Annotated in this window: 18 protein-coding genes; 12 read left to right on the top strand and 6 right to left on the bottom strand. The window is 69.4% G+C overall.

Translation table 11 applies throughout. The annotated features are described in order from the left end of the window. Positions 1-31: 31 nt before the first annotated feature. The 4 genes from recQ (at position 32) to BRX43_RS09025 (ending at position 3,094) form a co-directional block, all read left to right on the top strand. Complete coding sequence (recQ, locus tag BRX43_RS09040) at positions 32-1,798, top strand: DNA helicase RecQ (protein ID WP_125994517.1); 1,767 nt, start codon at positions 32-34, stop codon at positions 1,796-1,798. A 137-nt stretch (positions 1,799-1,935) separates the two neighbouring features. Then, positions 1,936-2,370 (top strand): TIGR01244 family sulfur transferase, encoded by a 435-nt coding sequence (locus BRX43_RS09035; protein ID WP_125994516.1) that lies wholly within the window; start codon positions 1,936-1,938, stop codon positions 2,368-2,370. Next, a complete protein-coding gene (locus BRX43_RS09030; RefSeq protein ID WP_125994515.1) occupies positions 2,367-2,774 on the top strand; it encodes a hypothetical protein in 408 nt (135 codons plus the stop codon). Before BRX43_RS09035 ends, BRX43_RS09030 begins: the two co-directional genes overlap by 4 nt. Then, entirely contained in the window at positions 2,771-3,094 is a 324-nt protein-coding gene (locus tag BRX43_RS09025) for a hypothetical protein (RefSeq protein ID WP_241214869.1), read from the top strand. Before BRX43_RS09030 ends, BRX43_RS09025 begins: the two co-directional genes overlap by 4 nt. Before the next feature lie 100 nt (positions 3,095-3,194). Here BRX43_RS09025 and BRX43_RS09020 read toward each other — a convergent pair whose 3' ends face one another. The 3 genes from BRX43_RS09020 to BRX43_RS09010 all read right to left on the bottom strand — a co-directional run bounded on the left by BRX43_RS09020 (position 3,195) and on the right by BRX43_RS09010 (position 5,266). Then, on the bottom strand, positions 3,195-4,556 hold the full coding sequence (locus tag BRX43_RS09020; RefSeq protein ID WP_125994513.1) for an ammonium transporter: 1,362 nt from the start codon (positions 4,554-4,556) through the stop codon (positions 3,195-3,197). 16 nt (positions 4,557-4,572) lie between these two features. Further along, on the bottom strand, positions 4,573-4,911 hold the full coding sequence (locus tag BRX43_RS09015; RefSeq protein ID WP_125994512.1) for a P-II family nitrogen regulator: 339 nt from the start codon (positions 4,909-4,911) through the stop codon (positions 4,573-4,575). A 157-nt stretch (positions 4,912-5,068) separates the two neighbouring features. Beyond that, positions 5,069-5,266: a DUF2007 domain-containing protein gene (locus tag BRX43_RS09010; protein ID WP_125994511.1), complete on the bottom strand. Its 198-nt coding sequence runs from the start codon at positions 5,264-5,266 to the stop codon at positions 5,069-5,071. Between the two features lie 81 nt (positions 5,267-5,347). Here BRX43_RS09010 and BRX43_RS09005 point away from each other — a divergent pair, with 81 nt between their 5' ends. Both BRX43_RS09005 and BRX43_RS09000 read left to right on the top strand, forming a co-directional pair. Next, on the top strand, positions 5,348-5,599 hold the full coding sequence (locus BRX43_RS09005) for a type II toxin-antitoxin system CcdA family antitoxin (RefSeq protein ID WP_125994510.1): 252 nt from the start codon (positions 5,348-5,350) through the stop codon (positions 5,597-5,599). Next, complete coding sequence (locus tag BRX43_RS09000) at positions 5,599-5,910, top strand: CcdB family protein (protein ID WP_125994509.1); 312 nt, start codon at positions 5,599-5,601, stop codon at positions 5,908-5,910. The genes BRX43_RS09005 and BRX43_RS09000 overlap by 1 nt, the downstream gene beginning before the upstream one ends. A gap of 15 nt (positions 5,911-5,925) precedes the next feature. On the opposite strand, the gene tldD is transcribed toward BRX43_RS09000, so the two are convergent. Further along, on the bottom strand, positions 5,926-7,347 hold the full coding sequence (gene tldD / locus BRX43_RS08995; RefSeq protein ID WP_125994508.1) for a metalloprotease TldD: 1,422 nt from the start codon (positions 7,345-7,347) through the stop codon (positions 5,926-5,928). Between the two features lie 83 nt (positions 7,348-7,430). On the opposite strand from tldD, the gene ung reads away from it, so the two are divergent. Continuing rightward, complete coding sequence (ung, locus tag BRX43_RS08990; protein WP_125994507.1) at positions 7,431-8,120, top strand: uracil-DNA glycosylase; 690 nt, start codon at positions 7,431-7,433, stop codon at positions 8,118-8,120. A gap of 57 nt (positions 8,121-8,177) precedes the next feature. On the opposite strand, the gene BRX43_RS08985 is transcribed toward ung, so the two are convergent. Continuing rightward, the gene (locus BRX43_RS08985; protein WP_125994506.1) at positions 8,178-8,411 is read right to left on the bottom strand and encodes a zinc-finger domain-containing protein; all 234 of its coding nucleotides are present in this window, start codon (positions 8,409-8,411) and stop codon (positions 8,178-8,180) included. Between the two features lie 57 nt (positions 8,412-8,468). On the opposite strand from BRX43_RS08985, the gene BRX43_RS08980 reads away from it, so the two are divergent. Continuing rightward, on the top strand, positions 8,469-9,389 hold the full coding sequence (locus tag BRX43_RS08980) for an ABC transporter ATP-binding protein (RefSeq protein ID WP_125994505.1): 921 nt from the start codon (positions 8,469-8,471) through the stop codon (positions 9,387-9,389). A 156-nt stretch (positions 9,390-9,545) separates the two neighbouring features. Here BRX43_RS08980 and BRX43_RS20275 read toward each other — a convergent pair whose 3' ends face one another. Further along, positions 9,546-9,722 carry a hypothetical protein gene (locus BRX43_RS20275; protein WP_206433167.1) on the bottom strand — a complete coding sequence of 59 codons (177 nt, stop codon included), beginning with the start codon at positions 9,720-9,722 and terminating at the stop codon, positions 9,546-9,548. Positions 9,723-9,880: 158 nt separating this feature from the next. Here BRX43_RS20275 and nadB point away from each other — a divergent pair, with 158 nt between their 5' ends. From nadB to BRX43_RS08960, 4 genes are all read left to right on the top strand, one after another. Continuing rightward, on the top strand, positions 9,881-11,476 hold the full coding sequence (gene nadB / locus BRX43_RS08975; protein WP_125994504.1) for an L-aspartate oxidase: 1,596 nt from the start codon (positions 9,881-9,883) through the stop codon (positions 11,474-11,476). Between the two features lie 177 nt (positions 11,477-11,653). Continuing rightward, on the top strand, positions 11,654-12,781 hold the full coding sequence (bla, locus tag BRX43_RS08970; RefSeq protein ID WP_125994503.1) for a class A beta-lactamase: 1,128 nt from the start codon (positions 11,654-11,656) through the stop codon (positions 12,779-12,781). Positions 12,782-12,823: 42 nt separating this feature from the next. After that, on the top strand, positions 12,824-15,592 hold the full coding sequence (polA, locus tag BRX43_RS08965; protein WP_125994502.1) for a DNA polymerase I: 2,769 nt from the start codon (positions 12,824-12,826) through the stop codon (positions 15,590-15,592). Positions 15,593-15,608: 16 nt separating this feature from the next. Further along, positions 15,609-17,123, top strand: a complete 1,515-nt coding sequence (locus BRX43_RS08960) for a lipopolysaccharide biosynthesis protein (RefSeq protein ID WP_125994501.1) — start codon at positions 15,609-15,611, stop codon at positions 17,121-17,123. Positions 17,124-17,134 lie beyond the last annotated feature (11 nt).

Here is a 17,134-nt window from a genome sequence, read left to right as displayed (position 1 = left end):
GTGTTTAAGAGACAGCCTACATCGCCCGGCGATGCCCCCCGAAACCCTGCCCACCCTTCAGCGCGTCTTCGGCTTTCCCGCTTTTCGCGGCGTCCAGGCCGAGGTGGTCGGCCGCGTGCTCGACCAGCGGCGGACGCTGGCGGTGATGCCGACCGGCGCCGGCAAGTCGCTCTGCTACCAGTTGCCGGCGGTGATGATGGACGGCTGTTGCGTCGTCGTCTCGCCGCTGATCGCGCTGATGCACGACCAGCTCCGCGCGGCAGAGGCGGTCGGCATCCGGGCCGCCACGCTGACCAGCGTCGACCAGAATCGCGAGGAGACGATCGCCCGGTTCCGCGACGGCGCGCTCGACCTGCTCTATGTCGCGCCCGAACGCGCCTCGTCCGGCCATTTCTGCGACCTGCTGGGGCGGGCGAAGCTGTCGCTGTTCGCAATCGACGAGGCGCATTGCGTCAGCGAATGGGGCCATGATTTCCGCCCCGACTATCGCCTGCTCGCGCCGTTGATGGATCATTTCCCGGACGTGCCGCGCCTGGCGCTGACCGCGACCGCCGATGCGCATACCCGTGCCGACATCCTGCAACAGCTCGGCATCGACCAGGAGGGGCTGATCGTCTCCGGCTTCGACCGGCCGAACATCCGCTACCATATCTCGCCGCGAAGCAACCTCAACCAGCAGCTCGCCGACGTGATCCGCGCCAATCCCGGCCCCGGCATCGTCTATGCCCAGACCCGCGCCGCGACCGAGAAGCTGGCGGAGGCGCTGGCCCGCACCGGCCGCCCGACCCGCGCCTATCATGCCGGGCTGGACGCCGCGATCCGCTCGAAGAACCAGGCCGATTTCGTCGCCAGCGAGGATATGGTGATCTGCGCCACGGTCGCGTTCGGCATGGGCATCGACAAGCCGGACGTGCGTTTCGTCGCCCATGCCGGGCTGCCCAAGTCGATCGAGGGCTATTATCAGGAAACCGGCCGCGCCGGGCGCGACGGCGATCCGTCCGTCGCGCACATGTTCTGGGGGGCGGAGGATTTCGCCCGCGCCCGCCAGCGGATCGGCGAGGTCGAGCCTGAACGCCAGCCCGGCGAGCGCCAGCGGCTGAGCGCGCTGGGCGCGCTGGTCGAGACGGGCGGATGCCGCCGCCATGTGCTGCTCCGCCATTTCGGCGAGAATCCGGTCGAGGATTGCGGCAATTGCGACAATTGCCTGGGCTCGCCCGACGCGCGCGACGCGACCCAGACCGCGCGGAAGTTCCTGTCCGCCGTGTTCCGCACCGGGCAGATGTTCGGCGCGACCTATATCGAACAGCTGCTGTGCGGCCAGTCGACCGAGCGCAGCCTGATGAACGGGCATGAGACTCTGTCGGTCTGGAACATCGTCGACGGCGACGAGGTCGGGCTGATCAAGCCGGTATTGCGCGCGCTGATGCTGCGCGACGCGCTGCGCACCAACGCGCATGGCGGGCTGGAATTCGGACCCGCCGCGCGGGCGCTGCTCAAGGGCGAGGCGACTCTGTCGGTGGTCGTGCCCCCCAAGCGCGAGCGGCGGGGCCGCAAGGCGGGCGCGGCGGCGGCGAACCCGGCCGACAATCCGCTGTTCGAGGCGTTGCGCGCACGGCGGCGCGAGCTGGCGCAGGCGGCGGGCGTGCCGCCTTACGTCATCTTCCACGACTCGGTGCTGCGCGACATGGCGGCGCAGCGGCCCGCCAGCCGGGCGGAACTGGCGCTATTGTCCGGCATCGGCGCGCGCAAGCTCGACGCCTATGGGGACGCCTTCCTGGAGGTGATCCGGGCGGCGTGAGCGGCGGGTGACCGTCCACGCGACGCCGCCCCCCTTCTCCGTCTCGTTCCCCGGCCTTCGCCGGGGAACAGGCAGGTTCTGCGTTACGACCCCCATGCCATCTTCCCCCGCCCCCGCCGCTTCAGTAAGGCCCGGACATGGCCCAGATCCGCACCCTCAACGAGTCCGTCGCCGTCGCCCCGCAGATCGTCCCGGCCGATGTGCCGGTGATCAAGCAGGCGGGCTTCGTCGCCATCGTCAACAACCGGCCGGACGGCGAGGAGCCGGGCCAGCCCACGGGCGATTCGATCCGCGAGGCGGCGGAGGCCGCCGGCCTCGCCTATACCGCGATCCCGGTGACGCCGGCCGGCATCGGCCATGCCGAACTGGACGCGATGGTCCAGGCGCTGACCGCCGCCGACGGGCCGGTGCTCGCCTATTGCCGGTCGGGCACGCGCTCGTGCAACCTGTGGGCGCTCGCCGCCGCGCGCGCGGGCCGTAACCCGACGCTGCTGATCGCGCAGGCCGAATCGGCCGGCTACGACCTGTCGGCGCTGCGCCCCACGCTCGAGTCGCTTTCGGCCAACCAGTGATCGCATCCGACGCCGTCCTGATCGGCGGCGGCGGGGCGGCGGCGCTGCTGGTGATCGCGCCGGTCGGCCTGTGGCTGTGGCGTCGCCGGACGCCCGCCCGGATCGACGGGCCGGAGGAGGCCGTCGCCGCCGTCGAGCAGATGCTGCCCGATTTCCCGGTCAACGCCGCCGTGGTCGGCGCGGACGGGCTGGGGGCGCTGGCGCTGACCGCCGACGGCCGGATCGCCGCCGTGCGCCGCGTCGGCCGCCGCCTGCTCGCGCGCGAGGTGCCGTGGCGCGTCGTCCGCGCCACGCGCGACGGCATCCTGGTGGAGACGGGCGACCGCCGGCTCGGCGCGGTGCGCCTGGCACGGGTCAATGCGCTCGACATCCGCCGCCTGACACCCAAGGGGACCCGATGGTGACGACGCCCAGCGCGCTCTACAAGCAATTCATCGACTGGATCGGCGACGGCACCGGCCTGTCCGACACGATCCTGCACATCCATGCCGGCCTCGCCGTGCTGATGCTGGCGCGCGTCGTCACCCGCCGCTCGCTCGGCAGCCTGGTGCCGCTGTCGGTGGTGGTCGCGGCCGAGGCGTTCAACGAGATCATGGACCGGCTCTACTACGGCTCCTGGCGCTGGACCGATACGCTGGGTGACATCGCCAACACGCTGTTCTGGCCGCTGGTCATCTGCCTGGGCATCCGCCTGCGCCCGCTGCTCCATCGTCGCGGCCGATAGCATCCGCAAAAAAACCCGGTGCGTTTCCGCACCGGGCTGAGGGTCGTCCGCAGGAGGAACATCGGTGGGGCGTGGGGGACCGTCCCCCACGCCCGAACTGTCAATTGTACGCGCGCTCGCCATGCTCGCCGAGGTCGAGGCCTTCATACTCGACCTCCTGGCTGACCCGGAGACCGGTGACCGCCTTGGCGATGAGGATGGCGATGACGGTGCCGATCGACGCCCAGACGATGGTCACGACGACCGCCTCGATCTGGACGAGCAGCTTGGCGCCGATCGCATAGTCCGCTGCACCCGGCCCACCGAGCGCCGGGGCGTAGACGATCGCGGTGCCGATCGCGCCGACCATGCCGCCGACGCCATGGACGCCGAATGCGTCGAGCGCGTCGTCATAGCCCAGCTTGGGCTTGATCACCGACACGGCGAAGAAGCAGACGACCGAGGCGACCGCGCCCAGCACGATCGCGCCGAACGGTCCGCTGTTGCCCGCCGCCGGGGTGACGGCGACCAGGCCGGCGATGATGCCCGAGCAGAAGCCCAGGGCCGAGCCCTTGTGGCCGCGCGCGCGCTCGATCAGCATCCAGGCCAGCGCGCCCGCGGCGGTGGCGACGAAGGTGTTGATCATCGCGAGGCCGGCCGTGCCGTTGGCCTCCAGCGCGGAGCCGGCGTTGAACCCGAACCAGCCCACCCAGAGCAGGCCGGTGCCGACCCCGGTCAGCGTCAGCGAGTGCGGCGGCATCGGCTCGCGCGGATAGCCCAGCCGCTTGCCGAGCATGATCGCGGCGACCAGCGCCGAGACGCCGGCATTGATGTGCACCACGGTGCCGCCGGCGAAGTCGAGCGCCCCGGCCTTGAAGAACACGCCCGACGAGGCCCAGACCATGTGCGCGATCGGGAAATAGACGATCGTCAGCCAGACCAGCGCGAACACCATCACCGCCGAGAACTTCATCCGCTCCACGACCGAGCCCAGCACCAGCGCGATCGTGATCGCGGCGAAGGTCATCTGGAAGCAGACGAAGACATATTCGGGGATCTCGACGCCCGCGGTGAAGGTCGCCGCCTGGGTGGTGGAGGTCACGCCCTTCAGGAACGCCTTGTCCAGGCTGCCGACGAACTGCGACAGGAAGGTGTTGGACACGTCCGGACCGAAGGCCATGCTATAGCCCCACATCACCCAGACCAGCATCGCCAGACAGGCGACGGCGCCGATCTGGGTCATGGTCGACAGCATGTTCTTCGACCGGGTCAGGCCGCCATAGAACAGCGCCAGGCCCGGCAGGATCATCATCAGCACCAGCACGGTGGAGGTCATCATCCAGGCGGTATCGCCCTTGTTGACGACCGCCGCGGGCGCGGCGGGCGGCGCCTGGAGCGTCGCCGACTGTGCCCAGGCGGGCAGCGCGGCACAGAGTGCGGCCGTCAGGCCGACCCCGGCGGCGATCTTGATCGCTTGCTTCATTATACCCCCCTTTGCCTCAGAGCGCCGCATCGTCGGTCTCGCCGGTGCGGATGCGCACCGCCTGACCGACATCGAGCACGAAGATCTTGCCGTCGCCAATCGCGCCGGTGTTGGCGGCCTGCTGCACCGCCTCGACCACCCGGTCGGCGATGGCTTCGGCGCAGACCACCTCGATCTTGATCTTGGGCACCATGTTGGTGCTGTATTCCGCGCCGCGATAGATTTCGGTCTGCCCCTTCTGGCGGCCGAACCCCTTGACCTCGGTGACCGTCATGCCCGCGACGCCCAGCGTCGTCAGGGCTTCACGCACCTCGTCGAGCTTGAACGGCTTGATGACCGCAATGACCAGTTTCATCCCGCCCCCTTGTTGGCTGTTGATGCCGGCCCCACGTCGCAACAGCCGTGCCAGTTTCGTTAATGACTGGATTCAGGGGCAATTACCGTCAGAGGCGGGCGCATGCCGCAGCGCTGCAACGATTAATTAAGCAGCGGCTCCCGGTACTGCCCGTTTTTCAGGCAGGCAGGATGGCGCGGGCGGCGGACAGATCGTCCTCGTCCACCATCACGCGCACCGGGATCAGCAGATAGCTGCCATCGGCGATGCTCGCGCCGCCATCGAAGGCCACCGCCGCGATCCCCTCGGATTCGAGCCGGCCGACCAGGATCATCGCCTCGTTGCGCGAATATCGTCCGAGTTCGATCAGGGCCATGTGGGTCGAAGCGCGGCGCGGGGCGGATCGTTCCGCCCCCGCATCATTGACCCTCCACCGGCCGCGCCATATCTTTGGACCATGGCGACCGCATATCGATCCCAGCCCGCCGATCCGGTGGAATCCACCGAGGTGGCCCTGCCCGCACGCCTGCTGGCCGAGGCGCGGGCGCTGGAGATCGACGTAACGGCGGCCTGCACCGCCGGCCTTCGCGATTCGGTGAAAGCCGAAAGCACGCGACGCTGGCAGGACGAGAATCGCGAAGCGATCGCCGGCTGGAATCAGTGGATCGAGGAAAACGGCCTGCCGCTGGCACGCTACCGCATGTTCTGATGGCGAAGGGGGATGTCTATCGGCTGCCTGACGGTGGTTTGGCGATCGATGTGCAATCCGACGTCATCGATGGATTTGGAACGCGGCTGGTCATTCCCCTGGTGGGGCCGGGTGCGATCAACCGGCCACTGCCCCGACTGATGCCGTTGCTGACCGTCTCGCTCTACGATGGATCGTCGGAGCAGCTGGTACTCGCCACGCCGTTGATGGCGGCGGTGCCGGTCAAGCCTTTGGGCAGGCCCGTCGCCGCGCTCGACCAAGAGCATTGGGGGATCAGCGCGGCCATCGACATGCTCCTGACCGGCTGCTGACCCGCCCCTTTCCCCTCACATCGCCGTGCCGCCGACCGTCAGCCCCTCGACCAGCAGGGTCGGCTGGCCGACGCCGGCCGGCACGCCCTGACCGCCCTTGCCGCAGACGCCGATGCCCTCGTCCAGCGCGAAGTCGTTGCCGATACCGGTCACCTTGGTCAGCACGGTCGGCCCGTCGCCGATCAGCGTCGCGCCCTTGATCGGCGCGCCGATCCGGCCATTCTCGATCCGGTAGGCCTCGGTGCAGGAGAAGACGAACTTGCCCGACACGATGTCGACCTGACCGCCGCCGAACGACTTGGCGAAGATGCCGGTCTTCACCCGCGACAGCAGTTCGGCCGGATCGTCCTGCCGGCCCTTCATGAAGGTGTTGGTCATGCGCGGCATCGGCGCATGGGCGAAGCTTTCGCGCCGACCGTTGCCGGTGGCGTCCATGCCCATCAGCCGCGCGTTGAGCCGGTCCTGCATATAGCCCTTGAGGATGCCGTCCTCGATCAGCACCGTCTCGCGCGTCGGCGTGCCCTCGTCGTCGATCGACAGCGAGCCGCGCCGGTCGGCCAGCGACCCGTCATCGACCACCGTGACGCCGGGCGCCGCGACCCGCTCGCCGAGCCGGCCGGAAAAGGCGGAGGTGCCCTTGCGGTTGAAGTCGCCCTCCAGCCCGTGGCCGATCGCCTCGTGCAGCAGGATGCCCGGCCAGCCCGGCCCGAGCAGCACGGTCATCTCGCCGGCCGGCGCGGCCACCGCGTCCAGATTGACCAGCGCCTGGGCCAGCGCCTCGTCGATGCCCCGGTTCCACGTCGCCGCGTCGAACAGCCGGTCGTAGAGATAGCGGCCGCCGATGCCGAAGCTGCCCGTCTCGCGCCGGCCATTCTGCTCGACCACGATCTGGATGTTGAGCCGCACCAGCGGCCGCACATCGGTGGCGACGAAGCCGTCGGCGCGGACGATCTCCACCACGCCCCAGGAGCCGGACAGCGATACCGACACCTGCGCCACGCGCGGATCGCGCGCCCGCGCCGCCGCGTCGATCGTCTGGCACAGATTCACCTTGTCGGCGAAGGGCACCAGGTCGAGCGGGTCGGCATCGGTGTAGAGATGCCGGTTGGTGCCGGCCGGCGCGGCGGACCGGGCGGCGGCGGAGGGATCGATCAGCGCCATGGTCTGCCCGGCGCGACGGATCGCCGCCTCGGTCAGCTCATTGGCATGGGCGAAGGCGGTCGTCTCGCCCGACACGGCGCGTAGGCCGAAGCCGGCATTGGTATCGTAGGAGGCGGTCTTCAGCCGGCCGTCGTCGAAGCCGAACGCCTCCGACTTGCGATATTGCAGATAGAGTTCGCCATCATCGGCACGGCCGAGCGCGTCGCTGGTAAGGCGCTGCGCCGTCTCGGGCGAGAGTTCGCGATAGAGGAAGGCGCGCGGGTCCTGATAGGTCATGCGGCTCAATATAGGGGCGGCGCGGCCCACGTCCATGGAGCGCCCGCTTGACCTTGGCCGCAGCCCTATCCATCCCCCCGGCCATGAGCGACATCCGCCTGCATCCCGACTGGCTCGCCGCGCTGCGGCCGGAGTTCGACAGCGACTATATGGCGACGCTGAAGGCGTTCCTGGCGGAGGAGCGCCGCGCCGGGCCGGTCTTCCCCGCGCCCGCCGACTGGTTCCGCGCCCTCGACCTGACGCCGCCCGACACGGTGCGCGTCGTGATCCTGGGGCAGGACCCCTATCATGGCGACGGGCAGGCGCACGGCCTGTCCTTCTCGGTGCCGGCGGGGGTGAAGCCGCCGCCCAGCCTCGCCAACATCTTCCGCGAGATGGAAAGCGACCTGGGCATCCCGCGCGCGAATCACGGCACGCTCGACCATTGGGCGCAGCAGGGCGTGCTGCTGCTCAATTCGGTGCTGACCGTGCGGCGGGGCGCGGCGGCCTCGCACCAGAAGCGCGGCTGGGAACAGTTCACCGACGCGATCATCCGCCACGTCGCGGCCGAACCGCGCCCGATCGTGTTCATCCTGTGGGGCGCCTATGCGCAGCGCAAGGCCGGGTTCGTCGAGGCGGCGGGCGGCGGACGCCACTGCATCCTGCGTTCCGCCCATCCGTCGCCGCTGGCGGCGCATAACGGCTTCTTCGGCTCGCGACCGTTCTCGCGCGCGAACGCCTTCCTGGTCGCGCACGGTCAGCCGCCGATCGACTGGGCCCTCCCGCCGGCGTAACGGCGGCGATCTCCGCATGTCAGCCGCCGGCGTGATGCCGGCGGCAGCGCAAAAGGATCAGGCGCTGGCGCCGTCCGGATGGTCGACCAGCGTCGCCTGGTCCTTGCCGTCGGCGGCGCCGCCGATCAGCACGAAGCGGCGATCGCAATAGCCGCAATCGACATAGCCTTCCTCGTCGATCTGCAACCAGACGCGGGGATGGCCGAGCGCGGCGCCTCCGGGAATGTCGCTGGCGCCGTCACAGGCGACGCGGGGCTGGCTGACACGGGTGATTTCGAGCGGCGGATGCATGAGCCCGCGATAGCAAGGAGCATTGTGGTCAGGCAAGCACCGGCCTATCGCGGCGTCATGACTGATGCGGCAATTTCGATCCAGGGCCTGGGCAAGACCTATGCCGGCGGCAAGCGGGCGCTGGACGGGGTGACGTTCGACGTGCCCCGCGGCCAGATCTTCGGCCTGCTCGGCCCCAATGGCGCGGGCAAGTCGACGCTGATCAACATATTGGCGGGGCTGGTGAACCGCACGGAGGGCACCGCCTCCATCTGGGGCTTCGACATCGCCGAGCATCCGCGCAACGCCAAGGCGTCGATCGGCATCGTCAACCAGGAGATCCTGTTCGATCCCTTTTTCACCCCGATCGAGACGCTGGAGATCCAGGCCGGCCTGTACGGCGTGCCCAAGGCGGAGCGGCGGTCGATGGAACTGCTCCAGGCGGTGCATCTGGCGGACAAGGCGAACGCCTATGCCCGCACCCTGTCGGGCGGCATGAAGCGCCGGCTGATGGTCGCCAAGGCGATGGTCCACGCGCCGCCGGTGCTGGTGCTGGACGAACCGACCGCGGGCGTCGACATCCAGCTGCGCCAGCAATTGTGGGACTATGTCCGCGAACTCAACGCCGGCGGGGTGACGGTGGTGCTGACCACCCATTATCTCGAAGAGGCCGAGCAGCTGTGCGACCGCATCGCGATCATCAACCATGGTCGCCTGATCACCAACGAGCCGACCCGCCAGCTCGTCGGCCGCGCGCAGGAGAAGGTCGTCGCGGTGACCGTCGACCGCGACGTCGCGGCGGCGCCGGTGAACCCCTGCTTCCAGAAGATCGTGCTGAAGGGCGAGCGGACGCTGGAGATCACCTATGCCAAGGACAAGGTGAATGCCGGCGAGGTGCTCGCCGCGATCCAGGCGGCCGGGCTGGGCATCGTCGACGTCTCGACCAAGGAAGCCGATCTGGAGGACGTGTTCCTCAGCCTGACGCGGGGCGAGGGGTAGGGCAGGCCCCGCCCCACTTTGTTCCCCGGCGAAGGCCGGGGCCCGGGTGGGAAGGTGGTTGTAACGGAAGGCTACGCGCCATCACCAGCGTCCGCCAACTGGGCCCCGGCCTTCGCCGGGGAACGGGAGGAGCGGAAAGGTGGTCCTTTCGCCCCCCTATTTCTTCGCCAGCAGCTCGCTCGATCGCCGCGTCAGCGTGATCGCCTCGTCGATCAGGCGGGCGGCATGGTCCTGATCCCGCTCGCGCACGGCGATCGACACGCAGTTCACAGCTTCGGAACGCAGACGCGCGGCGCGATCGCGCAAACGATCGGCCTTGGACAGGATACTCACAGTCCCGGTTGAAAGCGGGATCGCCGGTTCGGTTCCGGGGGTTTCGGGCGGTTCGTCGCATTTCATGGCTATCAATCCCCCTGTCACATCCCTGCCCTGTTGTGCCAGAGCGGCGGCATGACCCCTTTGCCCGCGCCCTCGTCCGAAAGTCCCTCCGCATGAGCGGTCTCCGATCCGATGTGCTGATCGTCGGCTCCGGCGCGGCGGGGCTGACCGCCGCGCTCAACCTGGCCGAGCGGTTCCGGGTCACGGTGCTGGCCAAGGGCGCGCTGAACGAGGGCTCGACCGCCTGGGCGCAGGGCGGCATCGCCGCGGTGCTGGAGCCGGGCGACACGTTCGACAGCCATATCGAGGACACGATGGTCGCGGGCGCGGGCCTGAACGACCGCGCCACGGTCGAGTTCGTCGTCGAGCGCGCGCCCGCCGCGATCGAGCGGCTTCGGAAACTGGGCGTCCCCTTCGCGATGGAGGGCGACGCGCTCCACCTGACGCGCGAGGGCGGCCATTCGCATCGCCGCATCGTCCATGTCGCCGACGCCACCGGCTGGGCGGTGCAGGAGGCGCTGCAACGCGCGGCCGAGGCGCATCCCAACATCACCTTGGTGCCCGATCAGGTCGCGATCGACCTGGCGACCAGCCGGCACGAAGAGCGCTATTCGGGCGCGGGCCATGTCTGGGGCGTCTATGCGGTCGACCGGCGCAGCGGCCGGGTCGCGCTCTACACCGCGCGCGCCACCATCCTGGCGACCGGCGGCGCGGGGCGCACCTATCTCTTCTCCACCGCGCCGCGCGGCGCGACCGGCGACGGCATCGCCATGGCGTGGCGGGCCGGCGCGCGCGTGTCGAACATGGAATTCATGCAGTTCCATCCGACCTGCCTCTACGATCTCGACGTGAAGAACTTCCTGATCACCGAGGCGGTGCGCGGCGAGGGCGGGCACCTGCTGCTGCCGCAGGGCGTGCCCGGCGGGGGGGAGCGGTTCATGCCGCGCTTCGACGCGCGCGCCGAACTGGCCCCGCGCGACATCGTGGCGCGCGCGATCGACCATGAGATCAAGCGGCTGGGGCTGGATTACGTCCATCTCGACATCAGCCACCAGCCGGCCGACTTCGTCCGCTCCCACTTCCCGACCATCTACGACAAGCTGCTGGGCCTGGGCATCGACATGACGCGCGCCCCGATCCCGGTGGTGCCGGCGCAGCATTACACCTGTGGCGGCATCGTCGTGGACCGCGACGGGCGCACCGACCTGCCCGGCCTCTATGCGGCGGGCGAGTGCACGCAATCCGGGCTGCACGGCGCCAACCGGCTGGCGTCCAACTCGCTGCTCGAATGTTTCGTGTACGGCGAGTCGGCCGCCGCGCACATCGCGCGGGCCTGGGACGATCTGCCCCCGCCGCCGCTGATCCGCGCCTGGGACGAGAGCCGGGTGACCGATTCGGACGAAGAGGTCGTGATCAAGCAGAACTGGACCGAGATCCGCCGCTTCATGTGGAATTATGTCGGCATCGTCCGCACCACCAAGCGGCTCCAGCGCGCCGCCAGCCGCATCCGCCTGATGACCGAGGAAGTGGCGGATTATTACGGTCATTTCCGCGTCACGCCCGACCTGATCGAGCTGCGCAACCTGCTCCAGAGCGCCGACCTGATCGTCCGTTCGGCGCTCCATCGCAAGGAGAGCCGGGGCCTGCACTATACGCTCGACTATCCCGAGATGCGGCCCGAGGCGAAGGACACGATCCTGGTGCCGTGAGGGCGCTGGAGGCCCCCCCCCTCTGGGTTGCGCAGACCGCCCGACCTCGTGCTCCAGCTTCGATCCTCCGCCCGCCGCACCCCTCTCCCGCTTCGTCGCAGGACCGGAAAAGCCCCTTTTCCCGCGCCCGCCAGCCTATAATGATCAGGCACGGCGGTGGTGGATCTTCTCAAGCGCATGACTTTCCCAAGGGCATTGGCCCTGTTGGCCCTGATCGGCGGCGTGGTGGCCGCCTGCGGTTCCGGCACGCGTCCGGGCGGCAGCAGCCGTGCGCCGTCGCGCGAGGAACAGGTCTCCGTCTCCATCCCGGTGCCGCCGCCGACGCCGCCGCGCGCCGCGGCCAATCGCCCGCGCGAATTGCAGGCCCGGATCGATTCGATCGCCGCCGGCTTCCGGGGCCGGTTCGGCATCGCCATCCGCGCGGTCGACGATGGCTGGACGGTCGAGCACACCGCCCGCCAGCGCCTGCCCCAGCAATCCGTGTCGAAGCTGTGGGTGGCGATGACCGTGCTCGACCAGCGCGACCAGGGCCGGGTGCGGCTGGACGATCCGATCGTCGTGCGGCCCGAGGACCTGACGCTGTTCCACCAGCCGATCGCCTTTCTGGTCAAGGCGGGCGGGTACAAGACGACGGTCGGCGGGCTGCTGACCCGCGCGCTGACGCAGAGCGACAATACCGCCAACGACCGGCTGCTGACCCTGGTCGGCGGCCCGTCGGCGGTCCGGCGGATGATCCAGGCCAAGCGGCTGGGCGAAATCCGCTTCGGCCCCGGCGAGCGGCAGTTGCAGGCGGGCACCGCCGGGCTGACCTGGCAGCCGACCTATGCGATCGGCAACGCCTTCCAGATCGCGCGGTCGCGCCTGTCGCCCGATGCGCGCAAGGCGGCGCTCGACCGCTATGTCGCCGATCCGCCGGACGGAGCCGCGCCGCTCGCCATCGCCGATGCGCTCGCCCGGCTGGCGCGCGGAGAGATATTGTCGGAAACCTCGACGCGCATCCTGCTCGACACCATGGCCAGTTCGGTGACCGGCCGCGCCCGCCTGCGCGCCGCCCTGCCGCCGGGGTGGAAGATCGCACACAAGACCGGCACCGGCCAGGATTTGGGCGCGCGCAATGCCGGCTTCAACGATGTCGGGCTGCTCACCGCGCCGGACGGCCGGCGCTATGCGCTGGCGGTGATGATCGGCGATTCGACCCGGCCGATCCGCGAACGCCAGATGCTGATCCAGGCCGCCGCCGCCGCGCTCACCCAATATGTCCAGGCGCATCCGTCAAATGCGGCCGGACTCAACAGCTTGCAATAAGGCGCTCCCCGCCCGCGCCGGAGTTTGCTAGGCCCGATCGCGATGCCTCATCTCTATCTCGTCGACGGCTCCGGCTATATCTTCCGCGCCTATCACCGGCTGCCGCCGCTCACCAACAAGCATGGCGAGCCGGTCGGCGCGGTCTATGGCTATACGACCATGTTGTGGAAGCTGGTCGACGAGGTGAACGCCGCGGATGGGCCGACCCATATGGCCATCGTGCTGGACAAGTCGTCCAAGACGTTCCGCAACGAACTCTACGACCAGTATAAGGCGCACCGGCCGCCGCCGCCCGAGGATCTGGTCCCGCAATTCCCGATGATCCGCGACGCCACCCGCGCCTTTTCGCTGCCCTGCATCGAGGAAGCGGGGCTGGAGGCGGACGACCTGATCGCCTGCTACGCCCGCGCCGCGCTGGCCGAGGGCTGGCAGGTGACGATCGTGTCGGGCGACAAGGACCTGATGCAGCTGGTCGAGGATGGCAGCCTCGACATGCTCGACACGATGAACAACCGCCGGCTGGGCGAGGCGTATGTCGAGGAGAAGTTCGGCGTCGGCCCGAAGAAGCTGGGCGACGTGCTGGCGCTGATGGGCGACAGCGTCGACAATGTCCCCGGCGTCCCCGGCATCGGACCCAAGACCGCCGCCAAGCTGATCGTCGAGCATGGCGACCTCGAATCCGTCCTCGCCGCCGCGCCCGAGATGAAGAAGGGCAAGCTGCGCGACAATCTGATCGACCATGCCGACAATGCCCGGCTGTCGAAGCGGCTGGTGACGCTGGAATGCAACGCGCCGCTGCCGACGCCGCTGGACGAACTGGCGCTGCATCCGTCGATCCCGGATGCGCCGCTGCGCGCGTTCCTGGAGCATCACGGCTTCCGCTCGCTGATCAACAAGCTGGGCCAGATCGCCGACGCCCCGGCCGCGCCCGCCGCCGGTCCGGCGACCGCTGCGCCGATCCCGGACGAGCCGGCCTGCGACCTGGACGGCTATGTCACCGTGCAGGATCCCGACACGCTCGACCAGTGGATCGCCGAGGCGGTGCACCAGGGCCATGTCGCGATCGATACAGAGACCAGCTCGACCGACGCGACCCAGGCCGATCTGGTCGGCGTCAGCCTGGCGCTCGCGCCCAACCGCGCCTGCTATATCCCGCTCGGCCATGGCGGCAGCGACCTGCTGGCCGAAATGCCGGTGCAAATCCCGGTCGACGCCGCGCTCCAGCGGATCAAGGCGCTGTGCGAGGACGAGTCCGTCCTCAAGATCGGGCAGAACCTGAAATTCGACATGATCGTGCTGGGCGAGCGCGGGATCAGCATCGCGCCGCATGACGACACGATCGTGATGAGCTTCGACCTGGACGCCGGGCTGCACGGGCATGGCATGGACGAACTGGCCGCGACGCACCTGTCGCACAGCTGCCTCGCCTTCAAGGAGGTGGTCGGCACCGGCAAGAAGCAGCTCGGCTTCCACGAGGTCGATCTGAAGACCGCGACCCGCTACGCCGCCGAGGATGCGGACGTGACGCTGCGGCTGTGGAACCGGTTCAAGGCGCGGTTGCCGGTGGAGGGCGCGACCCGCGTCTACCAGATGGTCGACCGGCCGCTGGTGCCGGTGATCGCGCGGATGGAGCGGCACGGCATCAAGGTCGATCGCGCCCGCCTCGCGGCCCTGTCGGAGGATTTCTCCGGCAAGATCGCCGGGCTGGAGACGGAAATCCACACGCTGGCCGGCGGCCCCTTCACCATCGGCAGCCCCAAGCAGTTGGGCGACGTGCTGTTCGAGCGGCTGGGCCTGAAGGGCGGGCGCAAGGGCAAGTCGGGCGTCTATTCGACCGACGTGACCGAGCTGGAACGGCTGGCCCGCGAGAAGGGCGAGGGCAGCGCCATCGTCCACAAGGTGCTCGACTGGCGCCAGCTCACCAAGCTGAAGAATACCTATACCGACGCGCTCCAGGCGCAGATCAACCCGAAGACCGGCCGCGTCCATACCAGCTACAGCCTGACCGGCGCGCAGACCGGACGCCTGTCCTCGACCGAGCCCAATCTCCAGAACATCCCGATCCGCACCGAGATCGGCCGCCAGATTCGCGAGGCGTTCGTGGCGGAGCCGGGCAACGTCCTGCTCGCCGCCGACTATTCGCAGATCGAATTGCGGCTGGCCGCGCATATGGCCGATGTGCCGGCGCTGAAGGCGGCCTTCGCCAATGGCGACGACATCCACAGCCTGACCGCGACCGAATTGTTCGGCGAGGTCAATCGCGACACCCGCGCGCGTGCCAAGACGATCAACTTCGCCATCCTCTACGGCATCAGCCGCTGGGGCCTGGCGGGTCGGCTGGAAGTGTCGGCGGACGAGGCGCAGGGGATGATCGACCGCTATTTCGAGCGCTTCCCCGGCATCAACCGCTATATGGCGGAGACGCTGACCCAGGTCCGCGACCATGGCTTCACCGAGACGTTGTTCGGCCGCAAGACGCATTTCCCGCGCATCAAGTCGAAGAACCAGGGCGAACGCCAGGGGGCGGAACGCGCCGCGATCAACGCGCCGATCCAGGGGACCAGCGCCGACATCATCAAGCGGGCGATGGTGCGGATGGAGCCGGCGCTGGCGGCGGCGGGCCTGGGCCATGTCCGGATGCTGCTCCAGGTGCATGACGAACTGGTGTTCGAACTGCCCGAGGCGGATGTGGCGGCGGCCGGCGCGGTCATCCGCGCGGTGATGGAGCGCGCGGCCGAGCCGGCGGTGACGCTCAGCGTGCCGCTGGGCGTCGAGATCGGCACGGGCCTGTCCTGGGGCGCGGCGCATTGAGCGCGGCCCGACGCTGATGTCCGATCCTCAGGATATCGACGCGCTCGCCAAGGGCGGGCGGACCAATGTCGCGGGTTTCATCCTGCGGCTGGCGGCGCGCATCCCGTTCCTGTTCATCGCCGGCCGCCTCTACGGCCCCGACCTGGTCGGGCGCTTCGCCATCGCGGTGGTCGTGGTGGAGCTGGCGGCGCTGCTCGCGACGCTCGGCATGAAGCGCGGCCTGGCGCAGGCGCTGGCGGCGACCGACCGGCCGCACGTGCATGTCGTATGGGACGCGATGGCGCTGGCGCTGGTCGCCTCGCTGATCGCCAGCGCGGTGCTATGGACCTTTCCGCAGCTCCTCTATCCCAATTCGCCGATCGTCGGGCTGGACCGCTGGCTGCCGCTGATCGTGATCGCCATCGCCTGGTCCGACGTCAGCCTGGCCGCGCTGGCCTATCGGCTGAACGTCAAGGCGGCGGTGACGGCGCGCGCGGTGGTGGAGCCGTGGACGATCTCGGGCGCGGCCTGGATCTTCTCCTTCGTCACGACGCGGGACGGGCTGGTCCTGTCCTATGTCGCGTCGATGTCGGCGGCGCTGCTCGCCTCGATCGTGCCGTTCCTGCGCAGCTACGGCCTGCCGCATGGCTGGCGGCCGCAGCTCGGCCGGCTCGCCCGGCTGGCGCGCGCCAATGCGCCGCTGGCCGGGGCGGACGCGCTGGAATGGGGCAGCCGCAATGTCGATCGCTTCATCCTGGGGCTGGTCTTCACCCCCGGCATCGTCGGCATCTATTACATGGCGCAGCAGGTCGCCTCCCTCCCGCAGAAGCTGAAGACCAGTTTCGACCCCGTGCTGGGTCCGGTCATCACCCGCGCGCTGGCGATCGGCGATCGCGCGGCGGTGGCGCGCCAGGTGCGCCAGGTCGCCTTCTGGATCATCGCCGCCCAGGGTTGCCTGGCGCTGACCGGATCGATCCCGGGCGAGGCGGTGATGGGCATTGTCGGTCCGCAATTCGTCGCGGGCACCGCCTCCCTCGCCTTCCTGCTGTTCGCGGAGGTGTTCGCCTCGACCGGCGCGGTGTGCGAGTCGGCGCTGGTCTACACCGCGCGGCATCGCAACCTGGCGATCTCGGTGGTGATGCTGGTCGTGCAGATCGGGCTGAGCTTCGGCTTCATCTTCCTGATGCGGGCGCTCGCCTGGCCGGCGACGTGGCAGGCGGCGGGGCCGGCGGTGGCGCTGATGACCAGCGTGGGGCTGACCTCGCTGATCAAGGCGCGGCTGCTCCGCCGCATCCTGTCCGCGCCCGTCTCGCCCTTCCGCTGGCCGATCCTGTGGGCGGCGGGCGCGGCGACGGTGGTCGGTGGCGCCTTCACCCTGTTGCCGCGCCGGCTGGAATGGGCGGAACTGCTGTTCGGCGTGCCGGCGATCGCGGGCCTCTATCTGTTCATCCTGTGGCGCTACGCCTTCGGCCCGGCCGACCGGACGCTGTTCGGCAGCGTGCCGTCGGGCGACGATGCGACCCTGCCCAATGTCGGTGCGCCGATACGCTGACGGAACGACCT

This window comes from Sphingomonas sp. S-NIH.Pt15_0812 (genome assembly GCF_003951315.1).
Classification (GTDB): Bacteria; Pseudomonadota; Alphaproteobacteria; order Sphingomonadales; family Sphingomonadaceae; genus Sphingomonas.
This window is presented reverse-complemented; position numbering and strand designations above follow the sequence as displayed.

Coding starts and splice junctions, on each gene's coding strand:
- recQ (WP_125994517.1), top strand. CDS start 32: ATGCCCCCCGAAACCCTGCCCACCCTTCAGCGCGTCTTCGGCTTTCCC.
- BRX43_RS09035 (WP_125994516.1), top strand. CDS start 1,936: ATGGCCCAGATCCGCACCCTCAACGAGTCCGTCGCCGTCGCCCCGCAG.
- BRX43_RS09020 (WP_125994513.1), bottom strand. CDS start 4,556: ATGAAGCAAGCGATCAAGATCGCCGCCGGGGTCGGCCTGACGGCCGCA.
- BRX43_RS09015 (WP_125994512.1), bottom strand. CDS start 4,911: ATGAAACTGGTCATTGCGGTCATCAAGCCGTTCAAGCTCGACGAGGTG.
- BRX43_RS09010 (WP_125994511.1), bottom strand. CDS start 5,266: ATGGCCCTGATCGAACTCGGACGATATTCGCGCAACGAGGCGATGATC.
- BRX43_RS09005 (WP_125994510.1), top strand. CDS start 5,348: ATGGCGACCGCATATCGATCCCAGCCCGCCGATCCGGTGGAATCCACC.
- BRX43_RS09000 (WP_125994509.1), top strand. CDS start 5,599: ATGGCGAAGGGGGATGTCTATCGGCTGCCTGACGGTGGTTTGGCGATC.
- tldD (WP_125994508.1), bottom strand. CDS start 7,347: ATGACCTATCAGGACCCGCGCGCCTTCCTCTATCGCGAACTCTCGCCC.
- ung (WP_125994507.1), top strand. CDS start 7,431: ATGAGCGACATCCGCCTGCATCCCGACTGGCTCGCCGCGCTGCGGCCG.
- BRX43_RS08985 (WP_125994506.1), bottom strand. CDS start 8,411: ATGCATCCGCCGCTCGAAATCACCCGTGTCAGCCAGCCCCGCGTCGCC.
- BRX43_RS08980 (WP_125994505.1), top strand. CDS start 8,469: ATGACTGATGCGGCAATTTCGATCCAGGGCCTGGGCAAGACCTATGCC.
- nadB (WP_125994504.1), top strand. CDS start 9,881: ATGAGCGGTCTCCGATCCGATGTGCTGATCGTCGGCTCCGGCGCGGCG.
- bla (WP_125994503.1), top strand. CDS start 11,654: ATGACTTTCCCAAGGGCATTGGCCCTGTTGGCCCTGATCGGCGGCGTG.
- polA (WP_125994502.1), top strand. CDS start 12,824: ATGCCTCATCTCTATCTCGTCGACGGCTCCGGCTATATCTTCCGCGCC.
- BRX43_RS08960 (WP_125994501.1), top strand. CDS start 15,609: ATGTCCGATCCTCAGGATATCGACGCGCTCGCCAAGGGCGGGCGGACC.